The 18032-nt window shown below is 61.3% G+C and carries 20 protein-coding genes; 6 read left to right on the top strand and 14 right to left on the bottom strand.

Features of this window, described 5'->3' with window-relative positions:
* Window positions 1–11 precede the first annotated feature (11 nt).
* Entirely contained in the window at window positions 12–1640 is a 1629-nt protein-coding gene (locus SM763_RS01605) for an AMP-binding protein (RefSeq protein WP_368997211.1), read from the bottom strand.
* Window positions 1641–1717: 77 nt separating this feature from the next.
* Here SM763_RS01605 and SM763_RS01600 point away from each other — a divergent pair, with 77 nt between their 5' ends.
* The 3 genes from SM763_RS01600 to SM763_RS01590 all read left to right on the top strand — a co-directional run bounded on the left by SM763_RS01600 (window position 1718) and on the right by SM763_RS01590 (window position 4116).
* The gene (locus SM763_RS01600) at window positions 1718–2641 is read left to right on the top strand and encodes a DMT family transporter (protein WP_274827886.1); all 924 of its coding nucleotides are present in this window, start codon (window positions 1718–1720) and stop codon (window positions 2639–2641) included.
* 52 nt (window positions 2642–2693) lie between these two features.
* Entirely contained in the window at window positions 2694–3344 is a 651-nt protein-coding gene (locus SM763_RS01595) for a sulfotransferase family 2 domain-containing protein (RefSeq protein ID WP_368997209.1), read from the top strand.
* A gap of 109 nt (window positions 3345–3453) precedes the next feature.
* Complete coding sequence (locus tag SM763_RS01590; protein ID WP_368997207.1) at window positions 3454–4116, top strand: Hint domain-containing protein; 663 nt, start codon at window positions 3454–3456, stop codon at window positions 4114–4116.
* A gap of 125 nt (window positions 4117–4241) precedes the next feature.
* On the opposite strand, the gene SM763_RS01585 is transcribed toward SM763_RS01590, so the two are convergent.
* The 9 genes from SM763_RS01585 to SM763_RS01545 form a co-directional block, all read right to left on the bottom strand.
* Window positions 4242–6446, bottom strand: coding sequence for a 3-hydroxyacyl-CoA dehydrogenase NAD-binding domain-containing protein (locus SM763_RS01585; RefSeq protein WP_368997205.1), 2205 nt, complete (start codon window positions 6444–6446; stop codon window positions 4242–4244).
* Window positions 6443–6928 carry a cupin domain-containing protein gene (locus SM763_RS01580; protein ID WP_368997203.1) on the bottom strand — a complete coding sequence of 162 codons (486 nt, stop codon included), beginning with the start codon at window positions 6926–6928 and terminating at the stop codon, window positions 6443–6445. The genes SM763_RS01585 and SM763_RS01580 overlap by 4 nt, the downstream gene beginning before the upstream one ends.
* The gene (locus SM763_RS01575) at window positions 6928–8139 is read right to left on the bottom strand and encodes an acetyl-CoA C-acetyltransferase (protein ID WP_368997201.1); all 1212 of its coding nucleotides are present in this window, start codon (window positions 8137–8139) and stop codon (window positions 6928–6930) included. Before SM763_RS01575 ends, SM763_RS01580 begins: the two co-directional genes overlap by 1 nt.
* Window positions 8140–8149: 10 nt before the next feature.
* Entirely contained in the window at window positions 8150–8782 is a 633-nt protein-coding gene (locus tag SM763_RS01570) for a glutathione S-transferase family protein (RefSeq protein WP_274832080.1), read from the bottom strand.
* 30 nt (window positions 8783–8812) lie between these two features.
* Window positions 8813–9964, bottom strand: a complete 1152-nt coding sequence (locus SM763_RS01565; protein WP_368997199.1) for an acyl-CoA dehydrogenase family protein — start codon at window positions 9962–9964, stop codon at window positions 8813–8815.
* Window positions 9965–9999: 35 nt separating this feature from the next.
* Window positions 10000–10212, bottom strand: coding sequence for a hypothetical protein (locus SM763_RS01560; protein ID WP_065273346.1), 213 nt, complete (start codon window positions 10210–10212; stop codon window positions 10000–10002).
* Window positions 10213–10296: 84 nt separating this feature from the next.
* Window positions 10297–12078, bottom strand: coding sequence for an acyl-CoA dehydrogenase C-terminal domain-containing protein (locus tag SM763_RS01555; RefSeq protein WP_368997196.1), 1782 nt, complete (start codon window positions 12076–12078; stop codon window positions 10297–10299).
* Window positions 12079–12156: 78 nt separating this feature from the next.
* Window positions 12157–12558 (bottom strand): MerR family transcriptional regulator, encoded by a 402-nt coding sequence (locus SM763_RS01550; RefSeq protein WP_368997194.1) that lies wholly within the window; start codon window positions 12556–12558, stop codon window positions 12157–12159.
* 371 nt (window positions 12559–12929) lie between these two features.
* On the bottom strand, window positions 12930–13298 hold the full coding sequence (locus SM763_RS01545) for a MerR family transcriptional regulator (protein ID WP_065273349.1): 369 nt from the start codon (window positions 13296–13298) through the stop codon (window positions 12930–12932).
* Window positions 13299–13471: 173 nt separating this feature from the next.
* On the opposite strand from SM763_RS01545, the gene SM763_RS01540 reads away from it, so the two are divergent.
* From SM763_RS01540 to SM763_RS01530, 3 genes are read left to right on the top strand one after another with little or no spacing between them, the layout of a single operon-like run.
* A complete protein-coding gene (locus tag SM763_RS01540; protein ID WP_065273823.1) occupies window positions 13472–13894 on the top strand; it encodes a PaaI family thioesterase in 423 nt (140 codons plus the stop codon).
* Window positions 13891–14409 carry a PaaI family thioesterase gene (locus SM763_RS01535; RefSeq protein ID WP_065273350.1) on the top strand — a complete coding sequence of 173 codons (519 nt, stop codon included), beginning with the start codon at window positions 13891–13893 and terminating at the stop codon, window positions 14407–14409. Before SM763_RS01540 ends, SM763_RS01535 begins: the two co-directional genes overlap by 4 nt.
* A 13-nt stretch (window positions 14410–14422) precedes the next feature.
* The gene (locus SM763_RS01530) at window positions 14423–15745 is read left to right on the top strand and encodes an MATE family efflux transporter (protein ID WP_368997192.1); all 1323 of its coding nucleotides are present in this window, start codon (window positions 14423–14425) and stop codon (window positions 15743–15745) included.
* Here the strand turns inward: SM763_RS01530 and arsC are convergent.
* From arsC to SM763_RS01510, 4 genes are read right to left on the bottom strand one after another with little or no spacing between them, the layout of a single operon-like run.
* Entirely contained in the window at window positions 15742–16083 is a 342-nt protein-coding gene (arsC, locus tag SM763_RS01525) for an arsenate reductase (glutaredoxin) (protein WP_368997190.1), read from the bottom strand. The two genes, SM763_RS01530 and arsC, sit on opposite strands and share 4 nt — an antisense overlap.
* Entirely contained in the window at window positions 16080–17138 is a 1059-nt protein-coding gene (locus SM763_RS01520) for a quinone-dependent dihydroorotate dehydrogenase (RefSeq protein WP_368997188.1), read from the bottom strand. Before SM763_RS01520 ends, arsC begins: the two co-directional genes overlap by 4 nt.
* On the bottom strand, window positions 17135–17566 hold the full coding sequence (locus tag SM763_RS01515) for a DUF1330 domain-containing protein (RefSeq protein WP_368997186.1): 432 nt from the start codon (window positions 17564–17566) through the stop codon (window positions 17135–17137). The genes SM763_RS01520 and SM763_RS01515 overlap by 4 nt, the downstream gene beginning before the upstream one ends.
* Window positions 17563–17901, bottom strand: coding sequence for a DUF952 domain-containing protein (locus SM763_RS01510; protein ID WP_274833845.1), 339 nt, complete (start codon window positions 17899–17901; stop codon window positions 17563–17565). Before SM763_RS01510 ends, SM763_RS01515 begins: the two co-directional genes overlap by 4 nt.
* Window positions 17902–18032 lie beyond the last annotated feature (131 nt).

The following is an 18032-nucleotide window of genomic DNA, read 5'->3' as shown; positions in this document are numbered from 1 at the left end:
CGGTGCCGATATTATTGACCGTTTGCGATCTTGCGCAGCTCAAATTTCTGGATTTTCCCGGTCGATGTCTTGGGCAACTCCTGGAACACCACCTTTTTGGGCGCCTTGAACCCAGCCAGCGTCTCGCGGGAGAAGGCGATCAGCCCGGCCTCATCCACAGATGCGCCTTCTTTCAGCTCGACAAAGGCGCAGGGAACCTCTCCCCATTTGTCGTCCTGCTTGGCCACAACGGCAGCCAGATTGACATCCGGGTGGGCCATCAGCACGCCCTCTACCTCGACCGAGGAAATATTCTCACCGCCCGAAATGATGATGTCCTTGGCACGGTCGGCGATCTGGATATAGCCATCGGGGTGCTGGATCGCGATATCGCCCGAATGGAAGTAGCCACCTTTGAAGCTTTCGGCTGTTGCCTCAGGGTTTTTCAGATACCCCTTCATCACCGAATTGCCGCGCATGACGATTTCGCCCTGATCCTTGGCATTCATCGGGATCTGATGCATGTCGTCATCCACGACGGTGATATGGTCCATCATCGGGAAGGCAACGCCCTGACGCGCCTTGATCGCGGCGCGGCCCTGTTGGTCCAGCGTGTCCCAGCTGCCGCCTTTCCACAGGCATTCGGTGACATGGCCATAGGTCTCGGTGAGGCCATAGACCTGCGTCACGTGAAAGCCGAGCTTTTCGATTTTCTCCAGCGTTGCCGGGGCAGGCGGGGCGCCGGCGGTAAAGACCTCGACCGTGTGGTCAAAGTCGCGGCGGTCCTCTTCCTTGGCGTTGACGATGGTGTTGAGCACAATGGGCGCGCCGCCGAAATGTGTGACGCCTTCATCCGCAATCGCGTTATAGACAGCAGACGCGGTCATGTTGCGGCAGCAGACCAGCGTGCCGCCCAGAACCGGCATCATCCATGTGTGGTTCCAGCCGTTGCAGTGAAACAGTGGCACGATGGTTAGGTAGACCGGGTGCATCACCATGCGCCAGGAGATCACCGTGCCCATGGTCATCAGGTAGGCGCCGCGGTGATGATAGACGACCCCCTTGGGACGTCCCGTGGTGCCAGAGGTATAATTCAGCGCCAGGCTTTCCCATTCGTCCTCGGGCATGATCCAGTCGAAATCATGCGCTGCATTGCCTAGCACGTCCTCATAAACGGAATAGCGGCCAGAAGCGGTGAAACCAGCCTCGGTGTCCGGCACTTCGATCAGGATCGGTCCGTCGCCCTCCATCCGCTCCTTGGCCGCTTCGGCGAGGGCCAGGAATTCGCTGTCCACCAGTGCGACCTTGGCCTCGCCATGCTCAAAGATATAGGCGACCGTGTCCACATCCAGGCGGGTGTTGATGGTGTTGAGGACGGCGCCGCAGGCGGGCACGCCAAAATGCGCTTCGGCCTGGGCGGGCAGGTTGGGGATCAGCGTTGCGACCACATCGCCTGGTTTCACGCCCATCCCCGCCAGCGCCGAGGCCAGCCGGGTGCAGCGATCATAATAAGCGGCATAGGTCTTGCGGTGCTTGCCATAGACCACCGCCGGAACGTCGGAAAACACATGTGCGGCCCGGCGCAGATGCGACAGCGGGGTCAGCGGAACATAGTTTGCCGCATTTTTTTCCAGTCCCGTTTCATCCTGCATCCAGCCCATGAATTTTCCTCCCATGATTCTGCGCCGTGTCGCTTAGAGGACAGATATTGCCGAAAGTTACTTTCATTGAAAGAGATATGAAACAATTGACCATTCCCCCCGGCGTGGCAGGCAGCCAGACCACAGCCGCGCAGGCGATGCTGGCCGCCATGGCCATCATCGGTATCAGTGACAATGCCGTGCCGCTCATGGCGGAGCAGATCGGAATCTGGCAGTTCTACTTGTTGCGTACGGTCATCACCCTGCCGTTGATCTGGGTCATGATGCGTGCCGGCCTGGGCGGGCTACGGCCTCAGCGGCTGGGGCCGGTGGCGCTGCGGGGTTTTCTGGTGGCGGTGTCGATGGTGTTCTACTTTTCAGCCGTCGCGCTGATGCCGCTGGCGCAGGCGCTGGCCGGGCTTTTCACCTCGCCGATCCTGATCGTGCTGATCTCGGTGCTGTTTCTGAAGCACCGTATTGGCCCGGTCCGCATCGGGGCGGTGGTGCTGGGGTTTGTCGGTGTGCTGTGCGTGTTGCAGCCGGACCTGTCCGATTTCGACTGGCTGATCCTGCTGCCGGTCTGTGGCGGGCTGTTCTACGCGCTGGGATCTATGGCGACCGGGCTGATGTGCCGGGGCGAAAGCACGGTGTCGATGTTGTTTGCCATGCTGCTGGCGCAGGCGGTGATCGGGGCTGTGGCCCTAGGCGGGCTGGCGATCTGGCCGTTGCCGGTGGCCGAGGGCGCCGATGGGTTTGTGACCCGGGGCTGGGTCTGGCCAGTGTGGGAGATTTCGCATTGGCTGCTGCTGCAGGGGATGGCTTCGGTCGTTGGGGTGTTCCTGATCACCAAGGCCTATCAGCAGGGCGAGGCGTCTTATGTTGCAGTCTTCGAATATTCGGTGATCATCGTCGGACCCGCCTTTGCCTGGCTTGTGTTCGGTCAGACGCTGGATCTGCTGCAGATGGCGGGGATCGGACTGATTGTGCTGGCCGGGGCGACACTGGCCCTGCGCGGATCGTAAACCGCAGCGGTCCGCCGTTTTCTTTTCCCACGGGACCGCATAGGCTGCGGTCATGATCCTGTCCCCCGGCCGCAACTTCGTTTTTATTCATATCCCCAAAACCGGGGGCACCTCCCTGTCGCTGGCGCTGGAGGCGCGGGCGATGAAGGACGACATGATGCTGGGGGATACGCCCAAGGCGCGCAACCGGCGGCGGCGGCTGACGGACGTGCAGACGCGGGGTAGGTTGTGGAAACATTCCACCCTCGCAGATATCGAAGGGCTGCTGCCGGAGGACCAGATGAGGGGGCTTTTTGCCTTTACTCTGGTGCGCAATCCCTTTGATCGGGCGGTCAGCTATTACCACTGGCTGCGGGACCAGACGTTCGATCATCCCGCAGTCACGCGATCCAAGGCCTTGGATTTCCGCGAATTTATCCTGCATTCCGATACGCTTTCGGCGTTTCGTGCGCATCCGCCGCGTTCCTACATGCGCCATGCGGACGGGAGCGAACAGTGTCAGGCCTATATCCGCATCGAGTATTTTGAGAAGGATGCTGAGCCGCTGTTTGATCATCTCGGCTTTCGGCTGGACCTAGAGCGGGCCAATGCCTCGGTCCGGGCGCGGGATTGGCGGGAATATTACGATCTGCAAAGTCGCGCCGCACTGGCGGCAAGCTGCGCTGAAGAAATTAAACAATTTGAATATTCTTTTAACGTTTAACCTTTACCTCTGTTTAAGACGGGCAAAACCGCCCGCGCGAAACGGATGTAACAGGCTAAACGGCGCAGGGGACAGGCACCCCGGACCGAAAGGCCGGAAAGGATCGCAGATGCTTGATTGGTTCCAGAAACGCAGCAACCCTTTTTCCGAGGGCGCGGCGCCGATGGTGTCGGTTGGGCAGGGTGGTTTTCTGGCCGGAACCCATGCGGCGTCGAACCTGGGCTGGCGCCCGGTCGAGGCGTTGACTGTCGGCGACCAGCTTTTGACCTTTGATCATGGCATGCAGCCACTGGTCGAAGTGCGGCGCGAAACGGTGCTGGTGGGTGAAGGCGACGTGGACCCGGTGTTCTGCCCACTGCTGGTGCCGCAGGACGCGCTGAACAACCGCGTGCCGATGTATCTGATGCCGGATCAGGGCGTTCTGATGGAAAGTGATCTGGTCGAGGACGCCCATGGCGATCCCTTTGCCGTGGTTCCCGCCTGTGCGCTGGACGGCTATCGCGGTATCCGCCGCCTGCATCCAGGCGAGCGGATGGAGTTGATCATCCCCCGCTTTGCCCGGGACGAGGTGATCTATTTGGAGGCCGGCTTCCTTGGCTTTGCACCGATGCAAGGCGATCTTCTGAATGGCGCCGCCGCACCTGAGTTTTACAATGTGCTGGCCGCACCCGAGGCGCGCGATCTTGTGCTGGCCATGGCTGCAGCAGAGCAACTTGGGGGCTTTGGTGCTGGCCCCACGATTGACCCTTCGGGAGCTCCGTCCCTGATCTGAGGTTTCGCCCGATAAAAAACTGGGTGAGCCGGTCAGGGCTTTTATTTTACTATAGAGCCTTACCAAGAAACAAAAATGGCCGACCCGGTTTCGGGTCGGCCATTTCATTTTTCAAATGCCCAATCTTAAGCAGCGGCGGCTGCATCCGGATTGAACCGGCCATAGAAGGTTTGACCCTTCTCCGCCATCTCCCGCAGCAACGCCGGGCAGGTAAATCGTTCACCGTAGGCTTCGGTCAGCTGATCGCAGCGTTCGGCAGCATAGGGCGTGCCGATGATGTCGAGCCAGCTGAGCGGGCCGCCGGACCAAGGCGCAAAGCCCCAAGCCAGGATTGCACCCACGTCGCCTTCGCGGATATCCATCAGAACGCCTTCTTCCAGCGCGCGCACGGCTTCCAGCACCTGCGCAAACATCAGGCGTTCCTGCACTTCGATCAGATCGGGCTGGTCTTCGGCCAGCGGGTATTTTTCCTGCATGCCTCTCCAGTATTCAACCCGCTTGCCCTTTTCGTCATAGTCGAAGAAGCCGGCATTGGATTTGCGGCCCAAACGACCCAGACCTTCCATCCAGAAGATCAGATCATCCGCCGGGCTGTCGGGATAGGCATCGCCCATGGCAGCCTTGGTTGCGCGGGCGATCTTGGCACCCAGGTCGATCGAGGTCTCGTCGTTGAGCTGGATCGGACCCACCGGGAAGCCCAGCTGACGCGCCGCATTGTCGATCAGCACGGGCGACACGCCCTCGGTGATCATGCGCAGACCTTCGTTGATATAGGGAATGATGCAGCGGTTGGCGTAGAAGAAACGCGCATCATTCACCACGATCGGGGTCTTGCGAATCTGGCGCACATAGTCGAGCGCCTTGGCCACCGCGCGATCGCCGGTTTCCTTGCCCTTGATGATCTCAACCAGCAGCATCTTCTCAACCGGAGAGAAGAAGTGGATGCCGATGAACTGCTCAGGACGGCTCGACGCCTTGGCCAGATCGGTGATCGGCAGGGTCGAGGTATTGGAGGCAAAGATGCAATCCTCGGGAATGATCGCTTCGACCTTTTGGGTCATCTCGGCCTTGACGCCGGGATCTTCGAACACCGCTTCGATGATCAGATCGCAGCCCTTCAGCGCATCAAGATCGGGGGTGGCGTTGATCAGGCCCAGCATCGCCTCTTTCTTCTCGGCAGTGACCTTGCCGCGTTTGATGCCCTTGTCCAGGTAAGCTTCGGTATAGGCCTTGCCCTTGTCGGCTGCGGCCTGATCGCGGTCCACCAGAACCACTTCCATACCGGCCTGCGCCGAAACCAGCGCGATGCCCGCGCCCATCATGCCCGCACCCAGAACGCCGAGTTTCTTGACGCGCTGATCCGGCACGTCCTTGGGCCGCACGGCGCCTTTTTCCAGGGCTTCCTTGTTGAGGAACAGCGAACGGATCATCGCGCCGGAGGAGGGGTTCATGATCACGGAGGTGAACCAGCGGGCCTCGATCTTGAGCGCGGTGTCGAAATCGACGAGCGCGCCTTCATAGACCGCCGACAGAAGCGCCTTGGCCGCCGGGAAGGCGCCCTGTGTCTTGCCGTTGATCATCGCCGAGGCGCCGACGAAGTTCATGAAACCAGCCGGGTGATAGGGCGCGCCGCCGGGCATCTTGTAGCCTTTTGCGTCCCAGGGTTTCACTAGGTCTGCGGGTTTGGCATTCAGCACCCATTCTTTCGCGGCGGCGACGGGATCGGCTGCGATCTCATCGATATAACCGGCACTCTTGGCCTTTTTCGCGTCCAGCATCTTGCCTTCGAGCAACAGCGGCGCGGCTGCGATGGCGCCCACCTTGCGTACCATGCGGGTGGTGCCGCCGGCGCCGGGGAAGATACCGATCAGGATTTCCGGAAGACCATATTTCGCCTTAGGGTTTTCCGCGGCAAAGATGCGATGCGTGGACAGCGGCAACTCCATACCGATGCCCGCAGCGGTGCCGGGCAGGGCGGTGGCAATCGGCTTGCCGCCCTTTTTGGTCTTGGGGTCCATGCCTGCCAGCTCGATCTTGCGTAGCAGGGCGTGCATTTTCATGATGCCGTCAAAGACGCCGCGTGCGGGATCGTCTCCGGCTTCTTCCTTCATCACCGCCAGCAGGTTCAGGTCCATGCCGCCGGCAAAGGAGCCTTCCTTGCCCGAGGTGATCACGATGCCCTTGACCGCGTCGTCGGCTAGGGCGTCGTCGATGGCGGCTTCCAGTTCCATGAGCCCGTCAAAAGACATCACGTTCATGGTCTTGCCGGGCACATCCCAGGTGATGGTTGCGACGCCGTCGGCGTCCTTGGAAAGCGTAAACTCAGTCATGTTTCGTCTCCGATCTGGTCAGCCGTCAGCGGGCTGCCGTCCTTGCGGGTGAAGTTGAAGCCATTGGCGTCGTCCTTCACCATCATGTCTATGTCGCTGTAATAAGCGGTCTCTGTTTCGGTGCGCGTGCCCACCACCAGGAAGTTGGCCGGCGCGTCGGTGTTGTTTTTCAGGTGATGGCCGTTGGCCTCACCCGCAGGAAAAGTGGCGCAGTCGCCGGGGTGCAGCTCGGTTTCCCCGTGATCATCAATCAGGGTGCAGACCCCGGCGGTGACCATCAGGAATTCGTCCTGCTCCATGTGGTAATGGCGCAAGGACGACAGGCCACCCGGTTCCAGCTGAACAAGGTTCACGCCAAACTGCGTGAGGCCACCCGCATCCCCTAGTCGCTGGCTGGAGCGGCCCGCGACCGCCTCTGCCAGCTTGCCGGGGTAGGCGGAGCCGGTCCGCCAGGGGATATCGGCCAGGTTCAGCTTGGGCATCAGACGCGCTCGATGATCGTGGCCGCGCCCATGCCGGATGCGATGCAGAGCGTCGCGAGACCAGTTTCCTTGTCGGTGCGCTCCAACTCGTCCAGCAGCGTGCCGATGATCATCGCGCCGGTGGCGCCCAGCGGGTGGCCCATGGCGATTGAGCCGCCGTTGGGGTTCACGATGGCAGGGTCCACGTCAAACGCCTGCTGGAAGCGCAGCACGACCGAGGCAAAGGCTTCGTTGACTTCGAACAGATCGATATCACCGATCGCCATGCCGTTGTCGGCAAGGATCTTCTGCGTTGCGGGCACGGGGCCGGTCAGCATGATGGTGGGATCGGTGCCGATCTTGGTCGTCGCCTTGATGCGCGCGCGGGGTTTCAGGCCGTATTCCTCGCCGAACTCCTTGTTGCCGATCAGAACGGCGGCAGCGCCATCGACGATGCCAGAGGAGTTGCCCGCGTGGTGGATGTGGTTGATCCGCTCCAGGTGCGGGTACTTCAGCTTGGCCACAGCATCAAAGCCGGGCATCTGCTCGCCCATCATCTGGAACGAAGGGTTCAACGCACCAAGGCTCTGCATGTCGGTCTGCGGGCGCATATATTCGTCGCGGTCCAGAATGGTCAGACCGTTCTGATCAGTGACGGCGATCACCGACTTGTCGAAACGGCCATCGTCCCAGGCTTCCTTGGCGCGGCGCTGCGATTCAACGGCCAGCGCATCGGCCTGCTCACGCGAAAAGCCGTATTCTGTGGCGATGATATCGGCCGAGATGCCTTGCGGGACGAAATAGGTTTCCATCGCAACCGAGGGATCCACGGCGATGGCCGCGCCATCGCTGCCCATGGCAACGCGGCCCATCATCTCAACGCCGCCCGCGATATAGGCCTTGCCTGCGCCGCCCTTCACCTGGTTGGAGGCCAGGTTCACGGCCTCCATGCCCGAGGCACAGAAACGGTTGATGGCGAGGCCCGGAATGCTTTCGTCCAGATCCGAGGCCAGAACCGCGGTGCGCGCAAGGCAGCCGCCCTGTTCCATCACCTGGGTGACGTTGCCCCAGATCACGTCCTCGACGGCGTGACCGTCCAGATTGTTGCGCGCCTTCAGGGCGTTCAGTGTCAGCGCGGACAGGCGCACCGAGGTCACCTCGTGCAGGGAGCCGTCCTTGCGGCCCTTTCCGCGCGGGGTGCGGATCGCGTCATAGATATAAGCTTCGGTCATAAGTATCTCCTCAAGCTCGGTCCGACGGGTTGCCGGGCATCAGATCATAGGGGTGTTGCCAGCCGGGTGTTTCGCTAAGGCGCGTCAGCCAGGCGTCGATATGGGGCCATTCGGCGCGGTCAAAGCCGAAGGGTTCGGGATAATAAAGGTAGCCGCAGCAGGAAAGATCGGCATTGGTGATCCCGTCACCAACGATCCAGTCGCGCCCGTCCAGATGGGCATTCAGCGTCGCATAAGCGGCCTTGAGCCGTCCCTGCATGAAGCCGATCACCTGATCGGGGCGTTTGTCTTCGGGTAGGAAGTTCATCAGGAACCGGGTCATGCCCGCCTGGCTGGAGAGTTTGTGGTTATCCCACAGAACCCAGCGCAGCACCTCGTATTTGTCCTCCGGCGCGCCGCCGAATTTTCCCGTTTTGTCGGTGATATACTGCTGGATGGCGCCTGACTGGGTCAGGCGCATGTCGCCGTCTTCCAGCACCGGTGCTTCGCCCATCACGTTCATTTCCCGGAATTCCGGCGTGCGGTTCACCCCGGCAAAGAAATCAACAAAGACAGGCTCCCACTCAAGGCCCGACAGCTCAAGCGCCAAGGCGGCCTTATAGGCGTTACCGCTTTCTCCGAAGCAGTGCAGTTTGATGGTCATTCTTCAAATCCTCCCACGGAATTCAGCAGATCAAAGGCTGCGCGAAATCAGTTCTTTCATGATTTCATTAGTGCCACCGTAGATGCGCTGCACCCGGGCGTCAGCCCACATTTCCGCGACGGCATATTCCTGCATGAAGCCATAACCGCCATGCATCTGGACGCATTCATCCAGCACTTCGCCTTGGGTGTCGGTGGTCCAGTATTTCGCCATCGCCGCCTTTTCGACGGTCAGCTTGCCTTGCAGATGCTCAGCCATGCATTCATCCAGGAAGGCGCGCGCAACCTTGGTCTTTGTCAGGCATTCCACCAGTTTGAAACGGGTGTTCTGGAATTGGGTGAGCGGGCCGCCAAAGGCTTCGCGTTCCTTGCAATAGGCGATGGTGCGCTCGACCGCGCCCTCCATGGCGCCCACTGCACCACAGGCGATGATCAGACGTTCCTGCGGCAACTGCTGCATCATCTGATAGAAACCCTTGCCCTCTTCCTGGCCAAGGATGTTTTCCGGCGGGATTTCGACGTTGTCGAAGAACAGCTCGGAGGTATCGGCGGCATGGAGGCCTACCTTGTCCAGATTGCGCCCGCGCTGGAATCCTTCGGCGCCGTCGGTCTCAAGCGCAACCAGCGATACGCCCTTGGAGCCCTGCGAGGGATCCGTCTTGGCTGCAACCAGAATAAGATTGGCGTGCTGGCCATTGGTAATAAAGGTTTTTTGCCCCGACAGGCGGTAGGCGTTGCCATCGCGCACGGCCTTGGTCTTGATCCGCTGCACGTCCGACCCGGTCGAGGGTTCGGTCATCGCCAGTGCGCCGACCAGCTCACCCGAAACCATCTTGGGCAGCCAACGTTTCTTCTGCTCCTCGGTGCCGTACTGAAGAATGTAATGCGCAACGATGCCGGAATGGATGCCATGTCCCCAGCTCGCCAGATTGGCGCGGCTGCCTTCGATCAGGATTGCGGCCTCGTGCCCGAAATCACCGCCCGCGCCGCCGTATTCCTCGGGGATCGAGGGGCAGAGAAGCCCCAATTCACCGGCCTGGTTCCACGTCTCGCGGTCCATCATCCCCTGTTTGCGCCATTTTTCGTATTTTGGCATCCATTCGTTGGTGATGAACTGCGCCGTCATGTCGGCCAGCATCTGGTGCTCGTCTGTCATCCAGGCGGAACGGGTCTCGGTGCTCATGTCTCTCCCTTTCAGCACGCGTCGTTGCGGCGTGCCTATCGTTTTCTGTCCTCCAGCGCGCTGTTGAAAAGACGCAGCCGGTGGGTCAGGTTTTCGCTATCGGTGACGCTGTCGAAATTCTCAAAAAGGAATGACAGCGCCTCGCCTTCGTCCAACCCGGCCTCATGGGCAAAACGTCTCAGCCTGCGATAACCATCCTCGGTCATGGCAACCGGAAAGCGGCGGGTCAGGCGGAACCGTTTTGGCATGGTTCGGTGGTCCTTTTGGTCTGGGCACCGGGCCGGAAGGGAAGGCAAAGCAGGGCGTCCCGGTTGGAACGCCCCGGCAAAGGATCAGAAGCTTGCCGCGTCCAGCGCCATCACCGTATCCGCACCGCTCTGGATGCGCACAAGGTGCAGCTGCGTGGCGGGCAGGCGCCGTGCCATGTAGTAACGGCCGGTGGTCAGCTTTGTCTCGTAGAACGCCGCGTCAGAGGTTCCGGCCTCCAGCGCCGCATGCGCCGCCTTTGCCATCTGCGCCCACATCAGGCCAAGGCAGACATGACCGAACATGTGCATGAAGTCATAAGAGCCAGAGAGCGCGTTGTTGGGATTCTTCATGCCGTTCTGCATGAAATACATGCCCGCGGCCTGAAGATCCTTCGACGCGGCCTTCAGGGGCTCAATGAAATCCTTGGCGTAAGCCTCAGAGATACCACCGTTTTCCTTGCAGAAGTTTTTCACCAGCTCAAAGAAGGCCATGACGTGCTTGCCACCGTCCTGCGCCAGCTTGCGGCCCACCAGATCCAGCGCCTGAACGCCGTTTGCACCTTCGTAGATCTGCGCGATACGGGCGTCGCGGGTGTACTGGCTCATGCCGTGTTCTTCGATATAGCCGTGGCCGCCATAGACCTGCTGCGCCTTCACGGTCATGTCGTAGCCTTCATCCGTGAGGAAGCCCTTGATCACCGGGGTCAAGAGCGAGACCAGACCGTCGGCGTCCTTGTCTCCGTCGCGGTGCGCCTTGTCGATCATGGTGGCACCCCACAGAAGGAAGGCACGGCCCCCTTCGACAAAGCTTTTCTGATCCATCAGGCTGCGGCGGATGTCCGGGTGTACGATCAGCGGATCGGCCGGGCCATCGGGGTTCTTGACGCCGGTCACGTCACGGCCCTGGAGGCGGTCCTTGGCGTATTCAACAGCGTTCTGATAGGCGGCTTCGGCCTGGGCCACGCCCTGCATGCCGACACCCAGACGGGCTTCGTTCATCATGGTGAACATGGCGCGCATGCCCTTGTGCTCGGTGCCAAGGAGGTAGCCGGTCGCCTCATCATAGTTCATCACACAGGTCGAGTTGCCGTGGATGCCCATCTTCTTTTCGATATTGCCCACCGAGACGCCATTGCGTTCGCCGACCGAGCCGTCTTCGTTGACGATGAATTTCGGGACGATGAACAGGCTGACGCCCTTGATACCCTCGGGGCCGCCGGGGATCTTGGCCAGAACCAAATGGATCACGTTGTCGGACATGTCGTGATCGCCAGCCGAGATAAAGATCTTCTGGCCTGACACCTTGTAGGTGCCATCTGCCTGCGGTTCTGCCTTGGTACGCATCAGACCCAGATCGGTGCCGCAATGCGGTTCGGTCAGGTTCATGGTGCCGGTCCATTCGCAGGACACCATCTTGGGCAGGTAGGTGTCTTTCTGCGCGTCGGTGCCATGCGCCAGGATCGCCGAGGCGGCGCCATGGGTCAGGCCCTGATACATCACAAATGCTTGGTTGGCCGAGGAGAACAGCTCACCCACTGCGGTGCCCAGCACATAGGGCATGTTCTGGCCGCCGTATTGTTCCGGCATATCAAGGCCGGTCCAGCCGCCTTCCTTGACCTGCTCAAAGGCGTCCTTGAAGCCGGTCGGGGTGTAGACAATCCCGTTCTCCAGGCGGCAGCCTTCGGTATCACCCACCACGTTCAGCGGGTGCAGAACCTCGGAGCTGATCTTACCAGCCTCTTCCAGAATGGCGCCGGTGAAATCGCGTTCCAACTCGCTATATCCCGGCGTGGCGGCCTCGGAGACTTTCAAGACATCGTGCAGGATGAACTGGGTGTCCTTGGTGGGAGCATTGTAAACGGGCATCGCGGTCCTCGTTGAATTTCTTCAGTGTTTGTCTGGCGTGACCTCCCGAAGGGCGGAAGGCCGGGGCGGGGCAACCGGTTATTCGGCAGCCTCCTGTTCGGATTTCATCGAGGCGATGACACTTTCGCCCCATTTCAGCTGCTGTTGCAGATCTTCGATCGCTTCGTTCAGCTCGTCCCGCTGGCGTTCCATATCGGCAAGCCGCTCGCAGGCGACATCATAGGTCCGCGACAGCTGCGTCAGCTGCTGGTCCCCGATGTGATAAAGGTCCAGAAGCTGGCGGATTTCCTCAAGGCTGAAGCCAAACCGTTTGCCGCGCAGGATCAGCTTCAGGCGCGCGCCGTCCCGTTTGGTGAACAGGCGTTTCTGGCCGTCGCGGATCGGGAACAACAGTTCCTTGGCTTCGTAAAACCGCAGGGTGCGCGGAGTCACGTCGTACTCATCGCACATCTGACGGATGGATTTTGTCTCTTCGGTCATCGTCGTCACTCTCGACTGCTGCGTGCAGCCTAAAATTGAACAGCTGAGGCGTGTTTTACAACATCTTCTTGACGTTTACGTAAGCTGTACGCTGCGTCACATGCGTGGGTGACGTGGAGAGAGCCATTTATGACGCAGCGTCGGACCCCGGAACGACCGAAAAATCCGGCGAAAGGGGGATCCGGAGCAGGGGTAAAGGTGGAATTCAGGTCGGATCTTTCGGGATTCGATGCGGCGGTGCGGCGAATCCCACCCAGCACGTCAGATATGCCGCGCGGGCGGCTCAAGGGCACTTCACAGCACGGCCACGCAGGCATAGCTGCCGCGTGAAACCCGGTATTCCGAGAGCCGCCGAAACGGGAGTTTGCGTGTTATTTCGCCAGAGCCAGGGTGGTGACGCGCAGGGCGCTCAGCTCTTCCATGGCCTCATCCAGCTGCTCGCGCTGCTTTTGCAGCTCGATCATCTGCCGGTCCGCCATCTCCACAAAGGCCTGCATTTGTGCCTGATCGCCTTCGTTTTCGCGGATCAGCAGCCATTGCCTGATCTCTTCCAGCTGAAAGCCGAACCGGCGTCCGCGCAGGATCAGCTTCATCCGCGCCTTTTCACGCGGGCCGTAGAACCGCGACCGCCCTTCGCGATCGGGCTGCAGCAGCTCGATGTACTCGTAATAGCGCAATGTACGCGGTGTCACGTCGAACGCAGCGCACATTTCCTTGAATGACAATCTGGCTTCGGTCATCCACTTTCTCCCCTTGGCCGCGAACCTATGCAACTGCGGCAAACAGTGCAAGCACCCGCAGCAGGCAACTTCATCCGACGTCACGGAGCGCTGTGATCACGGGGTTGCGCTTTGGGGCGGGCAGGGCCAAGGTTGCGCATACAAAGACCAAACAGATCAAAGGGAACGCCCCTATGGCGGACAAGACCCAGCTGGCGCGCCAGTTCATCGAAGCCATCCCCCACGCCCGTGAATTGGGCATGGTGCTGACCGAAATCGGCGATGGCATGGCCGAGATCACCATGGCTTATGATGAAAAACTGATCGGTGATCCAGAAACGGGCGTTATTCATGGCGGCGCGGTTTCGGCCGTGATGGACACCTGCTGCGGTGCGGCAGTGATGAGCCATCCCTCGGCGCCCGGCGGCACCGCGACCATTGATCTGCGTATCGATTACATGCGGGCAGCGACCCCGGGGCAGACCATTGTCACCCGGGCCACCTGCCATCACATCACCCGCAACGTCGCCTTTGTCCGCGCGGTTGCGATGGATGACGACAGCGACCGCCCCGTGGCTACGGCTTCGGGTGCCTTCACAGTGGAGAAAGGGTTTTGAACCGTTCCCGACCCGAACCCGTTCAGGTGGTCAAGCAGCGCCGCGATGCGGCCCTTGCCGCCCTTGTCGAGGCCGTGCCTTATATCCGTTTCCTGGGGATCACTTTTGACCGGCGCGGGGATGAGCTGACGGCGATCCTCAACTTCGATGAGAAGCTGATCGGCAATCCGTTCCTGCCCGCTATCCATGGCGGCGTCACGGCGGCTTTCCTTGAGGTCACCTCAGTGGTCACACTGAACTGGGCGCATTTGTGGCCGAAAATCGAATCCGGCGAGCTGGACCCGAATGAGCTGACGGCAGGCAAACTTCCGCGCCAGCCCAAGACGATCGATTTCACAGTTGATTACCTGCGATCTGGCCTGCCGCGTGATGCCTATGCGCGGGCGACGGTGAACCGGGCTGGGCGCCGCTATGCCTCGGTCCATGTCGAGGCCTGGCAGGATCACAAGGACCGGCTGTTCGCGCAGGCCACCGGCCATTTCCTGATCCCGCAGGATCCTGTGAAAAAGGATTGAACCGGGTGTCGCGATGACTGCCGCGTCCGAGGCGCCAATCACCCACGGCCGGGTTCTGAAGATCGCGGTGCCGATCGTGCTGTCCAACGTGACGGTGCCGATCCTTGGCGCGGTCGACACCGGCGTGGTGGGGCAGATGGGGCAGGCGGCCCCGATTGGCGCCGTGGGTATTGGTGCCGTCATCCTGGCCACCGTCTACTGGATCTTCGGGTTCCTGCGTATGGGCACCACCGGGCTTGCGGCGCAGGCGCGTGGCGCCGGGGATATGGCTGAAACCGGCGCTCTTTTGATGCGCGGGCTGATCCTGGCCGCATTGGCCGGTGGCGTCTTTATCGTCTTTCAGACGCTTCTGTTCTGGGGGGCCTTTGCGCTGGCCCCGGCCAGCGCCGAGGTGGAGACGCTGGCGCGCGAGTATCTGACCATTCGGATCTGGGGGGCACCTGCCACAATTGCGCTTTATGCCGTGACCGGCTGGCTGATCGCGATGGAGCGGACACGCGGCGTCTTCATCCTGCAGATCTGGATGAACGGGCTCAATATCCTGCTGGATCTGTGGTTTGTTCTGGGCCTCGACTGGGGCGTCGAGGGCGTCGCGGCGGCGACCCTGATCGCCGAATGGAGCGGCCTGGCGCTGGGGCTGTGGCTGTGCCGCGATGCCTTTGTTGGCAATCAGTGGCGCGACTGGGGGCGGGTATTCGACCCCGCAAGGCTGCGCCGCATGCTGCAGGTCAATGGTGACATCATGGTGCGTTCGGTTCTTCTGACCGGCTCCTTCACCACCTTCCTGTTCATTGGCGCGGATCTTGGCGATGTGCAACTGGCGGCCAATCAGGTGCTGTTGCAGTTTCTGGAGATCACCGCCTTTGCGCTTGATGGCTTTGCCTTCTCTGCCGAGGCCCTGGTGGGCGGCGCCGTGGGCGCAAATAGCCGCGACCGGATGCGCCGGGCGGCCTTGCTGGCCTCTTTCTGGGCGCTTGGCGGGGCGGTGGCGCTGTCGCTGGCCTTTGCGCTTGGCGGCGGTGCAATCATCGATGTGATGACAACCTCGCCCGAGGTGCGCAGCACGGCGCGGCTGTTCCTCTTCTGGGCAGCGCTGGCGCCGGTGCTGAGCGTGGCCAGTTACATGCTCGATGGTGTCTTTATCGGCGCCACATGGACGCGGGACATGCGCGTTGCGATGATCCAGTCGGTGACGCTTTATGTGGTGTCGCTGCTGGTTCTGGTGCCGCTGTTTGGCAATCATGGCCTCTGGGGCGCACTGATGGTGCTGAACGTGGCGCGGGCCGCCACGCTTGCCCTTCGATATCCACGGTTGGAGGCCAGCGTCGCCGCCTAAAGCAGCGCCTCGATAGCCTCGGTCGGGCGGCCAATGACGGCCCGGTCACCCTTGATGGCGATAGGGCGTTCGATCAGGATCGGATGTTCCGCCATTGCGGCGAGCAGATCCGCCTCGGCGCTGTCCTTGCTGAGGCCCAGCTCCTTGAAAGTTTTCTCGCCCGTGCGCATCATGCCGATTGCAGGCAGGTCCAGCGCGGCTTGCACCGACTTGATTTCCTCCAGGCTGGGCGCGTTTTTCAGATATTGCCGCACTTCGGCCTCTGCGCCGCGCTCCTCCAAGAGGGCGAGACCGGCGCGGGATTTTGAGCAGCGAGGATTATGCCAATAGGTGATCACAGCCAGTCCTTTCTTTTGGTTCCAACAGCTTGAGCGACGTTGTCAAAGCCATCACGCGCCAATAGGGCATCCAGCCCGCGTGCGATATCGCCCGCCAGCGACAGACCGCCAAAGACCATCGCCGTGTAGAACTGCACCGCCGAGGCGCCTGCGCAGATCTTTGCATAGGCTTGTTCTGCGTTGCTGATCCCGCCAACCCCGATCAGCGGCACCCGGTCTTGCAACAGCTCTGAAAGCTGCGCCAGAACCCGGGTAGAGCGATCAAACAGCGGCGCCCCGGATAGCCCGCCTGCCTCGTCCCGATGGGCGCTTTTGAGGCCCTCGCGCGACAGGGTGGTGTTGGTGGCGATCACCGCATCGATGCCGCTTTCCAGCGCCACGGCGGCGATATCCTCGATCCCGGCGCGGTCCAGATCGGGGGCGATTTTCAGGAACACGGGAACCCGGCGCGGCAGACCATCGCGGGTCTCGATCACCCCGGCCAGCAGCGCCGACAGCGCTGCCTTGCCCTGCAGGTCGCGCAGTTTTTCGGTGTTGGGGGAGGACACGTTAACTGTGGCGAAATCCAGATGCGCGCCGCAATGGGCCAGGACTCGGGCGAAATCGGCAGCGCGGTCTTCGCTGTCCTTGTTGGCGCCAAGGTTCAAACCGATGATGGCATCGCGGGGACGCTGCGAAAGGCGCTTGCCGATCACCTCCATGCCTTCGTTGTTGAAGCCAAAGCGGTTGATGGCAGCGCCATCCTCGGTCAGGCGGAACAGGCGCGGTTTGGGGTTGCCGGGCTGCGGGCGGGGCGTTGCGGCGCCCACCTCGATAAACCCGAAACCGGCGCGCGACAGCGGCAACAGCGCCTCGGCGTTCTTGTCAAACCCTGCCGCCAGACCCACCGGGTTCGGCAACTCGATACCGGCCAGCGTTGTCTTCAGACGCGGCGACGTCACCGGGCCGGGCGTCGGTGTGAACCCCGATGTCAGCGCCTTGATCGACAGCCCGTGTGCGGTTTCGGGATCAACGCGGTGCAGGGCGGCAAGGGCCAGCTTCTCTGTCAGCTTCATCCGAAACTCGCTCCGCCTTTCGCAGGGCTGGTGCGGATCAGGCGCGAGGTCTCAACCGCGGCCTGACGGTGCACCACCGCCTTGCGGTATTCGGGGTCGGTCACCATCTCCAGAAACGCATGGGCAGTGGGGTAGCGGGCGATGAACATTTCGTCCCAGACCTCATCCCCCGGACCGATCAGGGTCGCCTGCCAATTGCCGCGCCAGACGATACCGGCGCCGAGGCGGGCGATGATCGGCGCGGTTTCGCGGCCGTAATTTTTGTAAGCCTCGGCCCCCGTCAGCCCGGTGCCAGCCAGCGCGTGATCCTCGGGGTAGGCGGCGGTGTCGCGGAACTTCACAAGGTTCAGCATCTCGATGGGCTGGTCGCGGTCGAGCCCCTTGAAGGCTTCGAACTGGGCGCGGTCCGGGTCGATATAATGGCTCATGTCATCTCCTGCGGGAATTGGTGGCGGCCATCCTTCAGCGGCAGCGGTTTGGCCCAAAGCACCTCGTCCAGCTTCATTTCGCGATAAAGATGGGGGAACTCCGCGCCGCCGCGAGAGACTTCCCATTTCAGCGCATCACCCAGAGCGTCAGCCTCCAGCGCGAGGAGAAACAGCCCCTCCGCGCCCGCGAAATGCTTGGCCGCGGTTTCGGCGGCCTGGTCGGCGGTGGAAAAGTGGATGTAGCCATCGGAAAGGTCGATCGGCGCGCCACGGGTGGTGCCCGCAGCCTCAAATGCGGCCCATTCGTCCGCCCGGAAAATTTTGTAGATCAGCATGAAATCGTGATGCCCCGCGCCGCGTATGGAATCAAGCCTGTATTCCGGTGGTGCTGATGCCCACTGCCTGCGCAGGCTGACCCTAGGAAACCCGGTCTGGTTGTTTTTCCCCTTTGACTGGCGCGTTGTTT

Origin of the sequence: Pseudophaeobacter sp. C1-32P7, from assembly GCF_041008775.1 — a bacterium.
Classification (GTDB): Bacteria; Pseudomonadota; Alphaproteobacteria; order Rhodobacterales; family Rhodobacteraceae; genus Phycobacter; species Phycobacter gallaeciensis_A.
Note: the sequence above shows the minus strand (reverse complement) of the source record. Positions and strands in the feature narration are given on the sequence as shown.

Bases quoted from the DNA above. Each gene is read 5' to 3' on its own strand.
- SM763_RS01605 (WP_368997211.1), bottom strand. From the start codon at position 1,640: ATGGGCTGGATGCAGGATGAAACGGGACTGGAAAAAAATGCGGCAAAC.
- SM763_RS01600 (WP_274827886.1), top strand. From the start codon at position 1,718: ATGAAACAATTGACCATTCCCCCCGGCGTGGCAGGCAGCCAGACCACA.
- SM763_RS01595 (WP_368997209.1), top strand. From the start codon at position 2,694: ATGATCCTGTCCCCCGGCCGCAACTTCGTTTTTATTCATATCCCCAAA.
- SM763_RS01590 (WP_368997207.1), top strand. From the start codon at position 3,454: ATGCTTGATTGGTTCCAGAAACGCAGCAACCCTTTTTCCGAGGGCGCG.
- SM763_RS01585 (WP_368997205.1), bottom strand. From the start codon at position 6,446: ATGACTGAGTTTACGCTTTCCAAGGACGCCGACGGCGTCGCAACCATC.
- SM763_RS01580 (WP_368997203.1), bottom strand. From the start codon at position 6,928: ATGCCCAAGCTGAACCTGGCCGATATCCCCTGGCGGACCGGCTCCGCC.
- SM763_RS01575 (WP_368997201.1), bottom strand. From the start codon at position 8,139: ATGACCGAAGCTTATATCTATGACGCGATCCGCACCCCGCGCGGAAAG.
- SM763_RS01570 (WP_274832080.1), bottom strand. From the start codon at position 8,782: ATGACCATCAAACTGCACTGCTTCGGAGAAAGCGGTAACGCCTATAAG.
- SM763_RS01565 (WP_368997199.1), bottom strand. From the start codon at position 9,964: ATGAGCACCGAGACCCGTTCCGCCTGGATGACAGACGAGCACCAGATG.
- SM763_RS01560 (WP_065273346.1), bottom strand. From the start codon at position 10,212: ATGCCAAAACGGTTCCGCCTGACCCGCCGCTTTCCGGTTGCCATGACC.
- SM763_RS01555 (WP_368997196.1), bottom strand. From the start codon at position 12,078: ATGCCCGTTTACAATGCTCCCACCAAGGACACCCAGTTCATCCTGCAC.
- SM763_RS01550 (WP_368997194.1), bottom strand. From the start codon at position 12,558: ATGACCGAAGAGACAAAATCCATCCGTCAGATGTGCGATGAGTACGAC.
- SM763_RS01545 (WP_065273349.1), bottom strand. From the start codon at position 13,298: ATGACCGAAGCCAGATTGTCATTCAAGGAAATGTGCGCTGCGTTCGAC.
- SM763_RS01540 (WP_065273823.1), top strand. From the start codon at position 13,472: ATGGCGGACAAGACCCAGCTGGCGCGCCAGTTCATCGAAGCCATCCCC.
- SM763_RS01530 (WP_368997192.1), top strand. From the start codon at position 14,423: ATGACTGCCGCGTCCGAGGCGCCAATCACCCACGGCCGGGTTCTGAAG.
- SM763_RS01520 (WP_368997188.1), bottom strand. From the start codon at position 17,138: ATGAAGCTGACAGAGAAGCTGGCCCTTGCCGCCCTGCACCGCGTTGAT.
- SM763_RS01515 (WP_368997186.1), bottom strand. From the start codon at position 17,566: ATGAGCCATTATATCGACCCGGACCGCGCCCAGTTCGAAGCCTTCAAG.
- SM763_RS01510 (WP_274833845.1), bottom strand. From the start codon at position 17,901: ATGCTGATCTACAAAATTTTCCGGGCGGACGAATGGGCCGCATTTGAG.